15 protein-coding genes are annotated in these 17666 nt (G+C 66.0%); 9 read left to right on the top strand and 6 right to left on the bottom strand.

The window, feature by feature from the left end; all coding sequences use genetic code 11:
- Positions 1 to 621: 621 nt before the first annotated feature.
- The 9 genes from rpmH (at position 622) to ACQP0C_RS41380 (ending at position 7994) form a co-directional block, all read left to right on the top strand.
- Positions 622 to 765, top strand: a complete 144-nt coding sequence (gene rpmH, locus ACQP0C_RS41420; RefSeq protein WP_084483849.1) for a 50S ribosomal protein L34 — start codon at positions 622 to 624, stop codon at positions 763 to 765.
- Between the two features lie 21 nt (positions 766 to 786).
- Positions 787 to 1218: a ribonuclease P protein component gene (gene rnpA / locus ACQP0C_RS41415; protein ID WP_433729321.1), complete on the top strand. Its 432-nt coding sequence runs from the start codon at positions 787 to 789 to the stop codon at positions 1216 to 1218.
- A complete protein-coding gene (yidD, locus tag ACQP0C_RS41410; RefSeq protein ID WP_354960264.1) occupies positions 1215 to 1565 on the top strand; it encodes a membrane protein insertion efficiency factor YidD in 351 nt (116 codons plus the stop codon). Before rnpA ends, yidD begins: the two co-directional genes overlap by 4 nt.
- 4 nt (positions 1566 to 1569) lie before the next feature.
- Entirely contained in the window at positions 1570 to 2667 is a 1098-nt protein-coding gene (gene yidC, locus ACQP0C_RS41405; protein ID WP_433729319.1) for a membrane protein insertase YidC, read from the top strand.
- A gap of 141 nt (positions 2668 to 2808) precedes the next feature.
- Complete coding sequence (locus ACQP0C_RS41400) at positions 2809 to 3339, top strand: protein jag (RefSeq protein WP_433734809.1); 531 nt, start codon at positions 2809 to 2811, stop codon at positions 3337 to 3339.
- 115 nt (positions 3340 to 3454) lie between these two features.
- Positions 3455 to 4183, top strand: a complete 729-nt coding sequence (rsmG, locus tag ACQP0C_RS41395) for a 16S rRNA (guanine(527)-N(7))-methyltransferase RsmG (RefSeq protein WP_433729317.1) — start codon at positions 3455 to 3457, stop codon at positions 4181 to 4183.
- Positions 4184 to 4999: 816 nt separating this feature from the next.
- On the top strand, positions 5000 to 5953 hold the full coding sequence (locus ACQP0C_RS41390) for a ParA family protein (RefSeq protein ID WP_433734808.1): 954 nt from the start codon (positions 5000 to 5002) through the stop codon (positions 5951 to 5953).
- Between the two features lie 65 nt (positions 5954 to 6018).
- Positions 6019 to 7047 (top strand): ParB/RepB/Spo0J family partition protein, encoded by a 1029-nt coding sequence (locus ACQP0C_RS41385; RefSeq protein WP_433729315.1) that lies wholly within the window; start codon positions 6019 to 6021, stop codon positions 7045 to 7047.
- Positions 7048 to 7262: 215 nt separating this feature from the next.
- Positions 7263 to 7994 (top strand): GNAT family N-acetyltransferase, encoded by a 732-nt coding sequence (locus ACQP0C_RS41380; RefSeq protein WP_433734807.1) that lies wholly within the window; start codon positions 7263 to 7265, stop codon positions 7992 to 7994.
- A 115-nt stretch (positions 7995 to 8109) separates the two neighbouring features.
- Here the strand turns inward: ACQP0C_RS41380 and ACQP0C_RS41375 are convergent, their stop codons facing one another.
- From ACQP0C_RS41375 to ACQP0C_RS41350, 6 genes are all read right to left on the bottom strand, one after another.
- Complete coding sequence (locus tag ACQP0C_RS41375; protein ID WP_433729313.1) at positions 8110 to 9306, bottom strand: N-acetylmuramoyl-L-alanine amidase; 1197 nt, start codon at positions 9304 to 9306, stop codon at positions 8110 to 8112.
- Positions 9307 to 9492: 186 nt separating this feature from the next.
- Positions 9493 to 9819 carry a thioredoxin gene (gene trxA, locus ACQP0C_RS41370; protein ID WP_354960257.1) on the bottom strand — a complete coding sequence of 109 codons (327 nt, stop codon included), beginning with the start codon at positions 9817 to 9819 and terminating at the stop codon, positions 9493 to 9495.
- 32 nt (positions 9820 to 9851) lie between these two features.
- Complete coding sequence (gene trxB / locus ACQP0C_RS41365; protein ID WP_433729311.1) at positions 9852 to 10838, bottom strand: thioredoxin-disulfide reductase; 987 nt, start codon at positions 10836 to 10838, stop codon at positions 9852 to 9854.
- A gap of 242 nt (positions 10839 to 11080) precedes the next feature.
- Positions 11081 to 11926 (bottom strand): hypothetical protein, encoded by an 846-nt coding sequence (locus ACQP0C_RS41360; protein ID WP_433729309.1) that lies wholly within the window; start codon positions 11924 to 11926, stop codon positions 11081 to 11083.
- A gap of 102 nt (positions 11927 to 12028) precedes the next feature.
- Positions 12029 to 12613 carry an RNA polymerase sigma factor SigM gene (sigM, locus tag ACQP0C_RS41355; protein ID WP_433729307.1) on the bottom strand — a complete coding sequence of 195 codons (585 nt, stop codon included), beginning with the start codon at positions 12611 to 12613 and terminating at the stop codon, positions 12029 to 12031.
- A gap of 411 nt (positions 12614 to 13024) precedes the next feature.
- A complete protein-coding gene (locus tag ACQP0C_RS41350) occupies positions 13025 to 17512 on the bottom strand; it encodes a lipid II flippase MurJ (protein ID WP_433729305.1) in 4488 nt (1495 codons plus the stop codon).
- Positions 17513 to 17666 lie beyond the last annotated feature (154 nt).

Genomic DNA, 17666 nt, shown 5'->3' with positions numbered 1-17666 from the left:
GCAGTTTCCTCCCCGGAGAAGTAGGCGATAGGAGCAGACGGTCGGGGCATGCGGAGTATCGACCGTGGCTAGGTCGATGTTGTGATTCCGCGTACGTCCGTAACCGGTTCGGACGCTGCCCGGGTCCCCCATCCGGGCGGCGGCGTGGCACCGTCGGCCCTACGAATATGCCACTCCGGGGGTCTTTCCACACAATTATCCACAGATGTGGAGAACCCTGGGGAAATGTGAAATGAGGTTACGCTCCGCCGTTATATGGCCTGGACCTGCGGTTCTACAGCAATCCTCTGGCTACGCACCTTAGTGGGTGGACCGGCCGACGGCTAGGGGTGTGGACGAACTCACGGTTATACCCAGGATGCGTGAGTCCGGCTCGCGCGCGGGAGCGGGCACCGGAACGGATGGGCCGAGTTTGACCCGTACTTTGCCGATCAGTACCCTCGTACAGTCACCCCTTGGTGCGGTGGCGGTCTTGTGCTGACCGTGTCAGGTCGTATCGACCTCGTGCGCCAGGACCGACGCGCATCGATGATGACCACCTCGCGATTCATCGCGCACAGACGTATCACCGAACAAGCTTTGGGCGCCGAACGGTGCCCACCTACTCGAGGAGTGTTGACCGTGGCCAAGGGCAAGCGGACGTTCCAGCCGAACAACCGTCGTCGGGCGCGTGTCCACGGCTTCCGTCTCCGGATGCGCACCCGCGCCGGTCGCGCCATCGTTTCCGCGCGTCGCAGCAAGGGCCGCAAGTCCCTCACTGCCTGATCCTCGCTCTCGGACGCTCGGGTGTTGCCTGAGCCGTATCGGTTGCATCATCGTGCCGACTTCTCCCGGACGGTGCGCCGCGGCCAGCGAATCGGGAGGCGAGATCTGGTCGTACACGCGCTCGTGCACGGGTATGACGGAGTCATGGGCGCGAGTGGACGACAGAGCGATGCGGCAGTGGCCGGATCGTTGGTCCGCGTGGGCGGTCCGCGGTTCGGATTGATTGTCAGCAAGGCGGTGGGCAACGCGGTGATTCGACACCGCGTCGCCCGCCGCCTGCGTCATATGTGCGTCAAGGTGATCGCCGAGTTACCCGCCGATGCCGATATCGTGATCCGAGCCCTGCCCGGTGCGGCGACCGCGGATTCGGCGGATTTGCTCCGCCAGCTGCGTGGCGCGCTGCGCAAGCTCGATATCGCCCGTCCATCGGCTACCGTGGCCGGTGCGGGATGAGTGCCCGCGCCACCGTTGCTCGACTTCCCGCGAACACGGTGATTTTCCTGATCGAGCTGTACCGAACGTACGTCTCCCCCATGCGCCTGCCGGTATGCCGTTTCACCCCGACCTGTAGCGAATACGCGGTGACCGCGTTACGCACCCGCGGCCTGTTCGTCGGCCTCGGATTGACGGTCGTGCGATTGGCGAAATGCGCGCCCTGGCACCCTGGTGGGTGGGACCCCGTTCCGGAGCGCAAGAAACGCGGACGGAACGAGGCAGCCGCCGACCCTGAGTCGGCGCCACACGCTTGTAAAGGATCACCGCGCGCGGTGATCGGCGACACGAACGACGGGAGTGCATAGAGCCGTGCTCGACTTCATTTATTACCCGGTGTCCTGGATCCTCTGGTTCTGGCATCGGGTCTTCGGGTTCGCGTTCGGCGCGGACAACGGACTCACCTGGGCACTCGCCGTGGTGTTCCTGGTGTTCACGCTGCGCTTGGTGCTCTATAAGCCGTTCGTCAAGCAGGTGCGCACCACCAAGCAGATGCAGGAGCTGCAGCCCCAGATCAAGGAGCTGCAGAAGAAGTACAAGAACGATCGCCAGAAGATGGCGACCGAGATGCAGAAGCTGCAGAAGGACCACGGCTTCAACCCATTGATGGGCTGCCTGCCGATCCTGGCGCAGGTGCCGGTCTTCCTCGGTCTGTTCCATGTGCTGCGCTCGTTCAACCGCACCGGCACCGGCATCGGCCAGCTCGGCATGTCGGCCTACGACAACGCGCATACGGCGAACTACGTCTTCAGCGCCACCGACGTCCAGTCGTTCCTGAGCGCGCGCATCTTCGGCGCGCCCATCTCGGCCTACATCACCAGCCCGCCGAGCCAGCTGCAGGCGTTCGCCGATTACGGCGGCGTGCCGACCAAGCTGAGCATCGCGCTGGTCTCCATCCCGCTGATGGTGATCGCCGGTCTGGCGACGCATTTCAATGCGCGCGCCTCGGTCGCACGGCAGAGTCCGGAGGCGGCGGCCAACCCGCAGTCGGCCATGATGAACAAGCTCGCGCTGTGGGTCTTCCCGCTCGGTGTGCTCGTCGGTGGTCCGTTCCTGCCGATCGCCATCCTGCTCTACTGGGTCTCCAACAACATCTGGACCTACGGACAGCAGCACCTCGTCTTCGGCCGCATGGCGAAGGAAGAGGAAGTCAAGAAGCAGCAGAAGCTGGAGCAGCGCGCACAGAACGCGCCGAAGCCGGGTGCCAAGCCGGTCAATGTCAAGAAGAAGCAGTCTCCGTCCGACGCGACATCCGTCGATGCCGGTTCCGATGCGGCCGTTGATGCGGTCGAAGGGGCACCGTCGACGAACGGCACCGCGAAGTCCCCGACCAAGGCGGGACAGCGGCGCTCTGGCGGTCAGAAGCGACCGGGCAACCGTGGGCGACCCAACCAGAAGCGACGGCGCTGACACATCGCGCGTCCACGGGATCTCTGAGCAACCCTGTTCGCGTTCTCCGATCGGCCCGTCGCCGGTCGCGCGCGATGAGCAGATGAAGGAAATCAAATGACTGTTGAAACCGACGGAGGGGACGCCACTGTGGCGACGACGATGGTGAGTGACGCGGCCGGTCGCGACGCTGACGCGGAGACCGAATCCGCCGATGCCGCGAACGATGCCGAGGAAGCTCTTATCGAAGAGGGCGAAATCGCGGGCGACTACCTCGAGCAGTTGCTCGATGTGCTCGACTTCGACGGCGATATCGATCTCGATGTCGAGGGCGACCGCGCCATCGTGAGCATCGATGGCGGCCGGGATCTGTCGAAGCTGGTCGGCCACAACGGTGAAGTGCTCGACGCACTGCAGGAGCTGACTCGCCTGGCCGTGCAGCAGGCCACCGGGGTGCGCAGTCGGCTGATGCTGGATGTGGCGGGCTGGCGGGCCAAGCGCCGCTCGGAGCTGAGTGCGCTCGGCACGGCCGCCGCGCAGCGGGTGCTCGAATCGGGTAAGCCGGAGCCGCTGGCGCCGATGACCCCATTCGAGCGCAAGATCGTGCACGACGCCGTCGCGGCGGTCGATGGCGTCAGCAGCGAGAGCGAAGGTGTGGAGCCGAACCGGCACGTTGTCGTGGTGCCTTCCTGACTCCCACGTTGTGATTGGATAGGGCCTCTGGTCTTCGGACCGGGGGCCTTCTTCATGTTCGGATACTCGCCCTCCCCTGCCCCACCGCCGCACTGAACGACTCGAAGTCGGAAGGATGTTTCACGTGGAACGAGATCTCGGTGGAATCACCGCGCTGCCGGATGAACTGGAGCCCCCGGCTGCGGCCGCAGTGGTATTCGGCGACCGGCTGGATCTCGCGCGCCGGTACTGTGCCGCACTCGCCACGGCCGGAGTTGAACGTGGGCTGATCGGTCCGCGCGAGGTGCCGCGGCTCTGGGATCGGCACATCCTCAACTGTGCGGTGGTTGGTGAGTTGATGGCCGAGGGCACGACAGTCGTCGATATCGGCAGCGGCGCCGGGCTGCCCGGGATTCCCTTGGCGATCGCTCGGCCGGATCTCCGGATCACCTTGGTCGAGCCGCTGCTGCGCCGCACCATCTTCCTGAGCGAGTTCATCGAGTCGGCCGGTCTCGATATCACCGTGGTGCGCGGGCGGGCCGAACAATCGGGCGTGCTGAAGGAAGCGGGCGGCGCGGATGTAGTGACCTCCCGCGCGGTCGCCCCACTGGCGAAGCTCGCCCTATGGTCCCTGCCCCTCCTCCGTGACCATGGTCGGATGCTCGCGCTGAAGGGAGTCAGTGCCGCAGAGGAACTCGAGCGTGACGGGGAGGCTTTGGCGAAGGCGGGCGCGGGGAATGCGAAGGTTCTCGAATGCGGCGCCGGACTCGTCTCCACCCCCACTCTGGTTATCAGTGCCGAGCGGCTGCCGCGGACCGGGCGTCCCTCGCGGCGCGCGAGCAAGTCGGCACGGAAGTCGAAGTAGCGCTGTCCGATTCGGGGCAGTGCTTCGGCGGCAGTGTTTCATGTGAAACAACGCGCCTGGGCGCCCCAGATCGGATGACGCCAAACACCAAGCTTCACGTGACGTTTCGAACCTGGTGCCATCGTATGGGGAAATCGATGACCCGGATTGCGCCAGTCTGATCGAGCGCGAGAGCGCCGCACGTGCTGACGCTTCGGACTCCCGGGCCGGACTGCCGCGACGCGGAGATACGCGCCATGTTTCATGTGAAACGGTCAACTGGACCGCATCCGGGCTCACCGGGGAGGCGGGAAGAGCTCGGCGCGGTACGGCTCTCAGTGGCGAATGCGACGCGCACCCCGCGACATTGCCGTCAACGTTCACAACCGGGGCGGACTGCCGCGCCGCGGAGATGCGCGCCATGTTTCATGTGAAACAGGATCCCGGTGTCGATCCAGGACTTCATGTTTCATGTGAAACAGCGATTCGGGCGCGCCAACCTTGTGCGCGACAGCGAGATTCGACACAGATTTGCGTGTCCTTTGCGCGATGCCGCGATTCAGCTTTCTAATCGCGCTCAGTGCTGGCAAGCTAGTGAGCGTCGGGCGTGAGCGTTGGTGCCACGGAGGGATGTGGGTGTCACAGCGGCGAGAGCTCCGCTCGGTCGATCGGGCGCCGCGGTCCCGATTGAGCATCATGTTCGATCCGACACAGCTATTGATGACACGGCGCCAAATTTGGTCGAGCGCACGTGATCTGAGGTTCTCGCGTTAGGAGCTGTCTATGTCGAGCGGTCCGGCGAATGTTTCACGGGAAACGACGTCGCGCGTGCCGGGGATGCTGGACTCCAGCACCCTCGATGCGGAGGCATTCGGAAGCACACCGTTCGGGCACATCTCCCCCAGTGAGACCCCGATAGCAGCCGAAGCCCAACGTGCCAGCCAAATACTGCATCCAGGAAAGGTGACAGTGCCGAAACCGCACGAGCAACGGATCATCACCATCGCGAACCAGAAGGGCGGCGTCGGCAAGACGACGACAGCGGTCAATCTTGCGGCCGCGCTGGCGCATACCGGGATGACGGTTCTCGTGATCGATCTGGACCCTCAAGGCAATGCCAGCACCGCGCTCGGTATCGAGCACCACTCGGGCGTTCCGTCGAGCTATGAACTCCTCATCGGCGAGGTGTCGGTGAGGGATGCGATCCAGCAGAGTCCGCACAGCGAGCGCCTGCTGTGCATCCCGGCCACCATCGATCTGGCCGGTGCGGAGATCGAATTGGTTTCCATGGTGGCCAGGGAGGGGCGACTCAAGGCCGCCATTCAGGAGGCCAATATCGCCGGGTACGACATCGACTACGTAATGATCGACTGCCCACCGTCATTGGGGCTGCTCACCGTCAACGCGCTCGTGGCGGCGAAGGAGGTGCTGATCCCGATCCAGTGCGAGTACTACGCGCTGGAGGGTGTTGGGCAGTTGCTCCGCAATATCGGTCTGGTGCAGGCGCATCTGAATCCCGAACTTCATGTGTCCACGGTGATTCTCACGATGTACGACGGCCGGACCAAGTTGGCCGATCAGGTCGCCGAGGAGGTGCGCGGGCACTTCGGTGATGTGGTGCTGAAGTCGGTGATCCCGCGCAGTGTGAAGGTGTCCGAGGCGCCGGGCTACGGCATGACGGTGCTCGATTATGATCCAGGCTCCCGGGGCGCGATGAGCTATCTGGACGCCGGTCGTGAGATGGCCGCGCGATCGGTGGTTCGGCCGGGTGCGGCAGAGCGGGCGCAGTGATCCAACGAGATCACATGATTGATCGGATCGAGCGTGGTGGCGAACGAGGAAAGGGTCGGTAATCGATGACTCAGGCGAAGAAGGGCGGGTTAGGCCGCGGGCTTGCCGCGTTGATTCCGACGGGGCCTGCGGCCACACCGGGTCTCGGTGCCACACCCGGACTCGGCAGTGCCGCGGCCAATGTCGTCATCGGAATCGACCCGGTCGGGCCGCAACCGGCCTCGGCATTCCTACACCGGGTCCCCGACCCCAGCGATGAGCAGCTGTCGGATGGCGGCGCGACCTATCGCGAGATTCCGCCGGAGCAGATCGAACCGAATCCGAAGCAGCCGCGCCATGTCTTCGAGGAGGAGGCGCTCGCCGAGCTGGTGCACTCCATCAAGGAATTCGGCCTGATGCAGCCCATCGTGGTGCGTCGGCTGGAGCCGGGGGTGGACAAGTATCAGATCGTCATGGGCGAGCGGCGTTGGCGTGCTTGCCAGGAGGCCGGGCTCGCGGCCATTCCGGCCATTGTCCGCGAGACCGCCGACGATGCGATGCTGCGCGACGCGCTCTTGGAGAACATCCACCGGGTACAGCTGAATCCGCTCGAAGAGGCGGCCGCCTATCAGCAGCTGCTCGAGGAATTCGATGTCACCCATGAGGAATTGGCCGCGCGAATCGGTCGATCTCGACCGGTCGTGACGAATATGATTCGTCTGTTGAAATTGCCGATCCCGGTTCAGCGCCGGGTGGCGGCCGGTGTGCTCTCCGCCGGACATGCCCGCGCACTGCTCGGTCTCGAGGCAGGCGCCGACGCCCAAGAGGTGCTCGCCGCCCGCATTGTCGCCGAGGGATTATCGGTCCGGGCCACCGAGGAAGCCGTCACCCTGGCAAACCGGGATCCGGATAAGGCCGCTCCCCCGTCGCCCCGGCGTAAGCCGATTCATATGCCAGGGCTGCAGGATGTGGCCGAGCGGTTGTCGGAGTCGTTCGACACCCGCGTCACCGTGAGCCTCGGCAAGCGGAAGGGCAAGATCGTCGTCGAATTCGGTTCGGTCGAAGACCTCGAGCGCATTGTCGGCATGATGCAGCAGCCGCAGCTCGGCACGTGACGGAAGTGGCAAAAATAGCCCTGTGTTCTCGGTAGGCATGAGCCCGACGTCGAAACGTCACTGTGACGGCGCGGAAAAACAGCCGCCGGACAGGCTCCTTACCAACAGCACAGCGACGTGGAATGAGGCGGGTTCGCATTGATCGCTTATTCTTGCTGGCGAGTGAAAACAGCGTGAGTGTGGACGAATCGGACAGCTGGAGGCTGAGCAGAGCGGTGTCGACCAGCGTCACAGCACTAACCCTCGGCGGACTCGACAAGCTGCCAGCGCATGCGCGGCGTTGCGTGTTCTGGGAGATTGATCCGGCCCTCGCGGCGACGTCTCGCGAATTCAGTGATCCGGTCTTCGAGAAGGAGGCCTGGCTCTCCACCGTCATGCTGGAATGGGGTTCGTGCGGTCAGGTCGCGAACGTCGACGGCAATGTCGCGGGGTGTGCGCTGTATTCGCCACCGAGCGCCGTACCGCGCGCCGCTCTCTTCCCCACCTCACCGGTAAGCCCGGACGCGGTCCTGCTGACCACGCTGCGGGCCGAATTCCCCTATCAGGATGCCGACATAGCCAATCGGCTCATAACGGCCGTGGTGGCCGATCTGGTGCGCCGTGGTGTGCGTGCGCTGGAGGCCTTCGGGATTCGCAAGGATCCACCGGCCACGGCGATGTCGGATCGTTCGCTGGGGTCGATGCGTTTGATGGAGCGGATCGGTTCACCGGTCCGGGATGCCGCATCGGCCGGTTCGGCGACCGAATGTTCGCCGGAGACCTGCATGATCGAGGCCGACTTCCTGGAGGATGTCGGTTTCGAAGTGGTGGCGCCGCATCATCGTTTTCCGCGGCTGCGCTTGGAACTCAACTCCGATCACGGCTGGAAGGAAGATGTGGAGCGGGCGCTCGATCAGCTGCTCGCGGCCGCCTCGTTGACGGTTCCCTTCCGTGTCGGAGCACCCTGAGGCTTCCCGGACAGAAACAGTGCGACCCTGCTGACGGATTGCTGTCGGCAGGGTCGCACTCGTATGTGGGCTATTGATCAGTGGATCGTAATGTATTGGATCAGAATCTGATTCGCTACATGCGGTCGGCCGCGGCCAGCTCCTCGGCCAGTAGTTCGGCGAAAGTGTATGTGCCCGTTGGCTGATCGTCCTGCCCGAGCAGATAGAGCCGCTTCACCGAGATGAGGATTGCTTCGGCGATCACATCGCGCATCCGGGGATTGGTGAGCACCGAAGCGTCGTATTCATTTGTCAGATAACCGATATCGACCTGCACGGTCGGCATCTTGGTGAGCCGCAGCAGATCCCACGTGCGTGAATGAGTTCGGCAGTCCTGCAATGAGGTTCGTGCGACGACCTCACGCTGGATGAATCCGGCGAGCACCTGGCCGATCATCGATACCGAGCCGTGCGAATTGCCGAAATGGAAGCCCGCGACACCATTGGCGGACGGGCTCGGATTGGTCGCGCAGCGCAGCGAGATCATCAGATCGGCGTCGAAGGCATTGGAGGTGTCGGCGCGCTCGGCGTCGGTCGGATTGGCGCCCCACGGCCGCGACAGGAAGGTTTCCATGCCGGTGGCGGCCATCCGGCCCTCCAGCCTGCTGGCCAGATCCCAGAGGATCTCCGACTCGTAGACGTCGCCGTATTCGGTCGGCACCGCGAAACCCTTGTCCGGGCCGCCCAGACCGGGATCGATGACGATCCGCTTACCGGTCAGCTGTGGACCGGCCCGGTGCACGACCTCCTCCTCGGCGATCCGGTGCGGATTGCCGCCGGTGACGCGCGCGCCGAGCAGCTCGAGCGAACGTAGCGTGTCCGGACCGCAGATGCCGTCCGCGGCCAGGCCGATCTCCCGCTGGAATGCGGTGAGGGCGTCATGGGTGTGCGGACCGAAGTAGCCGTCGACCCGGTGCACGTAGAAACCGAGGTCCTGCAGCCTGCGCTGCAGAGTTGCCACATCGTCGCCGTAGAGCGGCGCGGAGAGCTGGTATATCAGCGTGCGGGCGCCGAGCCGGTAGGAGGCTTCCTTGAGCGCCCGGTACGTGGCCGGTCCGACGACGCCGTCGACCAGCAGTCCGCGGTGCTGTTGGAAGGCGCGAACCGCCGAGTCGAGCTGGCGATCGAAGGAGGCGTCGGTGTCCTTCCAGTACTCTCGCGCATCAGTGTGATCGGTTGCGGCGGAGTGCGTATGCAGGAACCCGAGACTTGCCAGGGTGCTCCGAACCTCGGCGACGGCTGGACCGGTATCGCCGTGACGAAGTCGGTGCATGCGTGAGAGCCCTTTCCTTCCGTCAACCCGGGTACCCACTCATGCGATGGCTACACACCTTCGCACGACCGGAGGTCGGTCGATTGTCTCAGACCCGGACCGGAATTCGGCAATTCCCGGCGTCCAGGCATCCTACGGCGCGTCGTCGAATGACGGCGTTGTTTGGACGTGTCAATTTATGAAACGTCAGATAATGCCGTCGAGTTCGCGCAAGAGGGCGGCTTTGCCCTTCGCTCCGACGATTTGCTTAACCGGCTTACCACCGGAAAACAGCATCATAGTTGGCAGCGAAAGGATCTTGTAATCGCGGGCGGTATCCGGGTTGGCGTCCACGTCCAGCTTGGCCACGGTGAGCTTATCCGCGTGCGCGCCGGCGATCTCCTCCAGTACCGGGGCGACCATCTTGCACGGACCGCACCAGTCCGCCCAGAAGTCGACGAGGACGGGCTTCTCGCTGAGCAGCACGTCATCGGCGAAGGACGCGTCGGTCACGGTGACCGTGTTTTCGGACATGGGTATCTCCTTGCAGTGCAAAAGTGATGAGATCAGTTGGCGGGCACGGCAACTGCGTTACCGGCGTGATCCAGGGTGTTCGCGGTGATATCACCTTGTTCGGCCAGCCAGCGCTCGGCGTCGATCGCGGCGCGGCAGCCGGTGCCCGCGGCGGTGATGGCCTGACGGTAGGTGTGGTCGACCAGATCGCCCGCGGCGAAGACGCCGGGCACCTTGGTGGCTGTCGAGGGGTGCTCCACCTGCACGTAGCCCTCGTCGTCCAGCTCCACCTGGCCCTGTACCAGCTCGCTGCGCGGGTCGTGGCCGATGGCCACGAACAGCCCGGTCGCCGCGAATTCCGAGGTCTCGCCGGTGCGGGTGTCGCGCAGTGTCAGGCTCGTCACACTGGTATCGCCGTTGACCTCGGCGACCTCGGCATTGAGTACGAACTTGATCTTCTCATTGGCCTTGGCGCGCTCCAGCATGATGCGTGAGGCACGGAATTCCTCGCGGCGGTGCACGATGGTCACGCTGTTGGCGAACTTGGTGAGGAAGGTCGCCTCCTCCATGGCGGAGTCGCCGCCGCCGACCACCACGATGTCCTGGCCCTTGAAGAAGAAGCCGTCACAGGTGGCACAGGCGCTGACGCCGCGGCCGAGCAGCTTCTGCTCACCGGGGACGTTCAGATAGCGCGCGGCCGAGCCCATGGCGAGGATCACGGCGTAGGCCTGGTAGGTCTCATCGCCGACGGTGACCGTCTTGATCGGGCCGCTCAGGTCGATGGCGTCCACATCCTCGGTGCGGATATCGGCGCCGAACCGCTTGGCCTGCTCGCGCATTTCCTCCATGAGGTCGGGGCCCATGATGCCCTCACGGAAACCGGGGAAGTTCTCGACCTCGGTGGTTGTCATGAGCGCGCCACCGAACTGGGTGCCCTCGAAAAGCAGGGGCTGGAGTTCGGCCCGGGCGGCGTAGACAGCGGCCGTGTAACCGGCGGGTCCGGAGCCGACGATGATCAAGTCGCGAACTGCGGTGCTCATTTGACCCTTCCGAGGGAGACTTCGTTAGACGTGACGGTCAACAACAGGGTAAACGGTGTTGTTCCCGCGATTGCGGCCGCTTCCGGCCGCCGGACAGTGGGCTATGACACGTGACGACCGGTTTCGGATGTATGTGGGTAACTCCCAGCACTGAACCGATCCTTCGACCGCCGGTCGGCAATGCCATTGTCGTGGCACTCACGATGCCGCCGAAGGTTCAGGCAGGCGCAGGAGCCCACTCGCTAACCGATATCGGTGAGTGCCAACTGTTGGGGATCGTTGGTGCCGCAACCGATTCCGACGACCAGTGCGGTGATCTTGTGCGGGCGCGGGCCGGTCAGCAGGATCAGGACTGCGTCCTTGCCCTGGAAGGTGGTGTTGGTCGAGCCGAGGACCGTGCGGTCGAGGCCATTGGCGTGTACGCAGCGATTCAGGGCCGCCGGGGTGCCGAGCGCGCCGGTGACATCGTTGCGGCCGAGTGCGCTGAGTGCGACGGTGGCGTCGAATTGGTCACCGAGTTCGACATTGCCGGTGGTCGGCTGTGCGGTCGAGGCGACCTCGTGTCCGCGCATGGTCGCCACCAGTACGGCGGTGCAGCCCGCGGCCGCGATGACGGCCGCGGCGGCGAGCCAGCGGAGCCGGCGCGGGCGACGGTTCGCGAGCGGGATCGGTGCGATGGCGGTTTCCACGGGTGAGTCGGAGACCGGGTGCTGCTCGGAAACCGTTGCGTCGTCGGCGGGTTCGGGCGATCCGACGGTCGACGTCTCGGGCCGGGCGGCGGCCGAGGGTAGGTGGTGGACGGTCGCGACCCGCTCGGTGGGCTCCTCGGCCAGATCGAGGCCGTCGACGAACTCTTCCAGCCGGGCCGCGATATCGGCGGGCATCGGGTGGATGATGCGCTCATCGCGACCCAGGGTGCGCAATTCGGCGCTCACGTCGTCCAGCGAATTCAGGAAGCGCAGCGCCTCCGGATCGCTGCGGACCACGGGCCAGAGCTGTTCGCTGAGTTCCGGTGCGACATTGTCGGCGTGCAGGTCGGCGAGCAGTTCCGGCGAGAACGGAGGCTGCGGAACGGATCGGGTCGCCATCGCACCTCCATCGTCCTCGAGTAGGTATCGCGGGGGCCCACACGTCGCGGGCACAGCAATTACATCGTCTGGTTGTCCGTCACTATTAATGACGCAGCTCAGCTACTTCCGGTTCCCCGGATCACGCAGAAATTCCAAACGTTCTTGCAGCCGCTGCCGACCGCGCGCGCATCGGCTCTTGATCGTGCCCTCCGGGACGCCGAGCAGCGCCGCCGTCTCGGCGACACTACGCCCCTCCAGTTCCACCGCGACGAGTGCGGCCCGCTGCTCCTGCGGCAGCGTGAACAGGGCGCGGTCGATGACCAGCGACATCTCCAGCTCGGCGATATCGTCCCTGGCGTCCTTCGGTTCCGGCATGGTCTCCGGCGACAGCGATACCGCTCGGCGGGTCTTATTGCGCCGGATCCGGTCCAGACAGGCGTTCACCACGATGGCGTGCAGCCAACTGCGCACCTCGGCCTCGGCGCGAAAGGAGGCGGCGGTGCGGTGCGCGGACAGCAGGGCGTCCTGCAGCGAATCGGCGGCATCCTCGCGGGTATAGGAGGTACGCAGCGCGGTCTGCCAGAGGTGGTCGTTATGGCGGCGCAGGAGTTCGGCGAAGGCGTGCCGCTGGCCACGCACATGGGCCTGCAGCAGTTCGGCGTCGGTGAGCTCTTGCGGGACGAACGAACGTTCACGAAACACCACAGGCCGCGCCTTCCCCCCGTGGGAATCGTCGTTCAGATCGGACGGCAAAACCAACCCCTTGGACAGCTCTCGCGCCGACGACGGACGTGACCGACCATCATCGAAGATTTCGCAGCATCCAGGATCGAACAACCAGAACCCGGGGAGCTCCCCTGCCGAGAGCGCGGGATGATCATATCCTCAGTAACGAAATGGCAGCAACCAGAGCGGTCGGGACGGGGTGCACGCTCGATCGGCGCGATGTGCCCGGGGAATCGACACCGGCGGGCGAATGCGAGGACGCGACAACTGGTTTCGCGAGAACGTAGGTGACTCGTCGGGTACGTCCAGATGTCGATGAGCACTCGACGCTGGACCGGTACGCGGGCCTAGCGGGTCTTACCTGTGCGGCCTAAATACGCGGTGAGGCGGTCACGCTGCGGCGTCGAAGCGGACTTCGGCGATCGAGGTCTGGAACTGGCCACCGGAGTTGCCCAGGCCGGTGATCCACACGAGCACGTAGCGGGCCGCCTGATCGGTGTGGACCGGGATCTCGGTGATGCCGTTCTCTAGTCGTGCCGAGCCGATCAACTGGGTCTGGTCCAGGGTCGGCGATGCCGTCGGCGAGGTGCGGATCTCGACCGAGGTGCCCACACTCGGCGATTCGATCGAGACGTTGGTCAGCTTGGCCGGACTCGGCAGTGTGGCCAGCAGCCCGACGCCCTTCTTGAGCGCCGGGAACTGCTGGAAATACTGATCGGTGCGCCAAGCGGTGCCCGAATCGTGATCGAGCACCGCCCCCGTACCACCGACATTGTCCGGCGTGCCCTCCGGGGAGAAGACCGTCACACCGGTCACCGGAACCGGCACCCCGCCCGTCGGCGTACCCGTGGCGCCGCCGGGCGTCGGCGCGGGGCCGGGTGCGCTGTTGGTGGTGAGCCCGATATTGCGCTGCTCGTTGAGCGGGGCGTCCGAGGCGCCCGGTGCGAAGACACTCACCATCCACCAGATGATGATGCCGACCACCAGCGCGGCCAGGATGCCGAGCCCGACCATGATCCACATCATCCGCTGCGAGCGTTCCCGTTCCGCCGCAAGCAATTCCGGATCGGCGAGCGATTCTTCGGCGCCGCTCTGCGGACGCTGACCGAGGCGCAGTACCGGGATGAAGTCGGTCTTCTGATCGACCACCGAGGCCTGTTCGAGCACATGCTGCACAGTCGCCGCGGTGCGCACACCCTTATTCGATTCCAGCGAGCGAACCGCGACCGCCGAAATCTCGAACGGCACCTCGGGCCGGATCTGCCGCGGCTCGACGGGAGTTCCATCCGAGCCGAAATCGGCCAGCCGCAGTCCGCCGACCGTCGCGGCGGTACCGGTCATACCGCCGGCGCGGATCGGCCAGCGCGCGGTGATCAGTGCGTAGAGCATCGCGCCGAGGCCGCGCACATCGGACTGCGCGTCGGAATCGGACAGGGTGCCGGGGAATGCGAGCACCGCATCACCGGTCGCACTGATCCGGACCCGATCCGGATGATCGATGGACAGTGAACCACCGCCGCGGTGCGCCAGCTCGGCGGCCGAGGCCAGTGCCCGGATGGCTCTGGCGGCACCGATCGGTGACGGCACCGTCTCGGCCATTTCGCGCAGCGACCGGCCCGGTGTCCATTCGGCCACCACGATGCCGCCGGAGCTGCCGCGCACCACATCCAGCACGCGGGCCAGGCCCGGCGAATTGATCCGGCCGAGGCGCAGCGTGCGCGACAGGATGGCCTGCGGACCGTCGTGGCCGGAGTTGTCGGTGGCCTTTTGATCGGCGTCGACGAAGGTGAGCGCGACCTCGCGGTCGAGCTTGATATCGAGCGCCTGCCAGAATTTCAGCCCACGGGAACCGCCGTGACTGGCCAGCAGTCGGTAGCGGCCGCCCGCGACCGATGCGCCCGGAATCAGCTTGGGACCGCGCGGTGTACGTCGACCGGCCGGATCGCCGCCGCCCATCGGCGGCAGCTGCGGCGGGATCGGGATCATCCCGGTGTCGTACATCGGATCGCGCTGCGGCGCCTCCCGCGGTTGCTCACCGGATCCGGGCCCCGAATCGTGCCCCGGCGGCCCTTCGGCCGCCGGGTTCGCGTATGCGGGATCGGAGGCCTCCCCGGTGGACGGAACATCTGTGGAGAGCCCGCCTGCCTTGGTCGCAGCAGATTCGGCGGCTGGGACGCCGCCCGGCGCCGCGTCGTCGCTCACCCTCGTTCCTCCTTCGCCCTGATATGTCGAAGTTTCGGCGAACTCGCCACTTGTGCTTCTCTGCCGAACAGGGTACGGGAACTCACCCATACCGGTGCTGTCAACGGTGTGAGCTCTGATCACGGGCAGCACCATGGTCTGGGCATCCATGTACGGGTCGAAGCCTGGGTATGCCACATAGGGCTCGGGCCGCCGGAACACCTGCGTCGCGTATTCGTCCGAGACCGGACCCTCGAGGTCGAGATCCGGTGCGGGCGGGGTGAACCCGAGGCGCCGGGAGATGGCCACGGTGATCGCGACGATCTCTGGAATACCCGCGAGTCGCATCAGCCCGAACGCGACCGCGAACATGACGATCGCCGATATCGTCACCCGGATCAGCGAACCGGGTCCGCCGGAGAGCCGGTCCAGCCCGAGCACCTTGTCCACGATGAGCATGACCGCGCCGCCCGCGACCGAGGCGAGCAGGACGCGGGTCACCGTGCGTCCGACATTGACCATGCGCAGATCGCCGAGACTCTGGTGCAGCAGATAGCCGCCGATGATGGCGCCGGCCAGGAAGCCGAGACCGGTCGCGACACCGAGAATGATCACGACCTGATCGCTGCTGCTCGCGAGGAACGGCGCCAGCGCCGAGAACAGGATCTTGATCGTGGTGATGCCCAGGATGATCCAGGTCGGGGTCCAGGCCTGCTCCCTGGCGTAGAAGACGCGCAGGTGGATCAGCACCAGCGAATACGGGATCAGCGCGAAGGCCGACCAGCTCACCGCCTCACCGAGACGTTCGGCGTCACCGGAGAAGCGGGCGTAGCCGAACAGCGCCTCGCCGACCTGCGGTCCGGCGAGGGTCAGGAAGGTGACCACGGGGACCAGGGCGATCATCGTCAACCGGGTCGCGACGGACAGATCGTCCACCACCGCCGGGGTGTCGTCGGCGGCCGCATTGCGGCTCAGCCGCGGCATGATCGCGGTCAGCAGCGTGACACCGAGTACGCCGTACGGCAGTTGGAGCAGCAGCCAGGCGTTGGTGTAGATCGCCGGTCCGGCCGCGTCGGCCGCCGAGGCGATGTGGTTCGAGACGATCAGACCCACCTGGCTGATCACCACGTACACGATGATGGCCGAGCCCATCTTGCCGAACTGCCTGAGCCGCGCGTCGATGCCCCACAGCGGACGCAGATCGATGTTGTTGCGCCGGATCGCGGGCAGCAGGCTCAGCGCCTGGGTGGCGACGCCGAGGGTGATACCGCCGCCGAGGACCAGCAGTTTCGGATCACTCATCCGGACCGGATCCAGGGTGATCTCACCCGGTGTCAGGGCATAGAGGGCCAGCACGACCAGTACGACGACGTTGTTCAGCACGGGCGCCCAGGCGCCCGGTTTGAAGTTCTGCCGGGTATTCAGGATCGCCGTGAACAGCGCCGACATGCCGTAGAACAGGATGGCGGGTACCAGCAGATAGGTCAGCGCCGTCGTCAGCTCGGTATTGACCTTGCCGTCGGAGGAGACGAAGACCCGGGTCGCCAGCACCGGCGTGGCCGCGGCGGCGAACAGCGTGGCCGCGGCGAGTACCGCGAAGGCTGCGGTCACCAGCCGGCGGACGAAGGCGGCGCCGCCATCGTCGTCCTCTTGTTCGGCACGCACCAGCGTCGGCACCACCATCGCGGTCAGCACCGCGCCGAGCACGAGCTCGGTGATCATATTCGGGATCAGGTTGGCCGAGGTGTAGGCACTGGCGATGGCCGGGCCGAGCGCGGTCAGCAGCAGCAGCTGTTTGCCGAAGCCGGTGACCCGGCTGATCAGTGTTGCGATCGCGATCGATCCGGAGTCGCGCAGCAGTCGCGAACTAGCGCTCTGCTCGGTGTCGGTGGCGACCGGCTCCGCGGCGGGTTCGGCGGGCCATTCCTGGGTGCGTGGGCGGCTGCCCGGCTCCCGTGGCGGGCGCTGCTGTTCCACCGGGGGCTGCCCCCGGTCGACGTGCGGTCGCTCCGGTCGCGGTCGTTCGATCGGTGGCTGCCGCGTCACGGCGGGCTGCGGCTGCGGTGTCTGATAGCTCGGCCGTGGCGCCTGATAATTCGGCGGCGGCGCGAAACGCTGTGGCGGCACCCGCGGCGGCTGCCCCTGCGGTCCGGGGGCTGGCTGGCCAGGCGGCATCGGGCGCGGCCGGGCCGGGCCGGGTGGTGGTCCGGCGGGGTATTGGCGCTGGCCCGGATGCGATTGCTGGCCGGGATGTGGCCGGGGGTCAGGATATTGCTGGCCGTCCGGGTACTGCTGGGGCTCGGGGTACTGCTGGGGCCGGGGTCCCGGCCGCTGCGGCGGCGCGGATTGGCGAGGCAGTGCGCCCGATGGTGGCGCCATCGGTCCGTTGGGCGGCGGCGCGGGTTGACGGGGCAGTGCGCCGGACGGCGGCGCCATCGGTCCGGTCGGTGGCTGGACGACGCGCGGTGCCGGGCGGGCGCGTGGCACCGGACGCGGTGGCTGGCCGGGGCGGCTCACCTGGGGCACGCGCGGCGCATCGCCGTAGCGGTCATCGGGAGTCATATCCGCGTCCTCCGGTTCTTCCGGTGACTGCGCCAGGCGCCGCTCCCAGGGTGCCGCGGGCGCCCGGCGGGCCTGGGGTCCGTCGGGCCGATCAATAGGTCGTTGCCGATGAGCGGATAGATCATCGTCGCTCATCGTGCCTCCTGCGCCATGCTGTCCCCCCGCCACCCGGCCGATGGCGTCCAGGGTGTTACGCGATTGTCCTCCACGATGCCACGAGAGGTGCGGGGTCGGTACCGATCAGGGACGGTCGACTGCTTGCGGGTCGGTCCAAGAGACTCTGCGACGA

This window comes from Nocardia sp. CA-129566, from assembly GCF_050956075.1.
Taxonomy (GTDB): domain Bacteria; phylum Actinomycetota; class Actinomycetes; order Mycobacteriales; family Mycobacteriaceae; genus Nocardia.
Note: the sequence above shows the minus strand (reverse complement) of the source record. Positions and strands in the feature narration are given on the sequence as shown.

What these genes read in the sequence shown, in the direction of transcription:
- ACQP0C_RS41375 (WP_433729313.1), bottom strand. Translation starts at nt 9,306, where the DNA reads ATGCACCGACTTCGTCACGGCGATACCGGTCCAGCCGTCGCCGAGGTT.
- rsmG (WP_433729317.1), top strand. Translation starts at nt 3,455, where the DNA reads ATGTTTCACGTGGAACGAGATCTCGGTGGAATCACCGCGCTGCCGGAT.
- yidD (WP_354960264.1), top strand. Translation starts at nt 1,215, where the DNA reads ATGAGTGCCCGCGCCACCGTTGCTCGACTTCCCGCGAACACGGTGATT.
- ACQP0C_RS41400 (WP_433734809.1), top strand. Translation starts at nt 2,809, where the DNA reads ATGGTGAGTGACGCGGCCGGTCGCGACGCTGACGCGGAGACCGAATCC.
- ACQP0C_RS41350 (WP_433729305.1), bottom strand. Translation starts at nt 17,512, where the DNA reads ATGAGCGACGATGATCTATCCGCTCATCGGCAACGACCTATTGATCGG.
- ACQP0C_RS41360 (WP_433729309.1), bottom strand. Translation starts at nt 11,926, where the DNA reads ATGGCGACCCGATCCGTTCCGCAGCCTCCGTTCTCGCCGGAACTGCTC.
- trxA (WP_354960257.1), bottom strand. Translation starts at nt 9,819, where the DNA reads ATGTCCGAAAACACGGTCACCGTGACCGACGCGTCCTTCGCCGATGAC.
- ACQP0C_RS41385 (WP_433729315.1), top strand. Translation starts at nt 6,019, where the DNA reads ATGACTCAGGCGAAGAAGGGCGGGTTAGGCCGCGGGCTTGCCGCGTTG.
- trxB (WP_433729311.1), bottom strand. Translation starts at nt 10,838, where the DNA reads ATGAGCACCGCAGTTCGCGACTTGATCATCGTCGGCTCCGGACCCGCC.
- ACQP0C_RS41390 (WP_433734808.1), top strand. Translation starts at nt 5,000, where the DNA reads ATGCTGGACTCCAGCACCCTCGATGCGGAGGCATTCGGAAGCACACCG.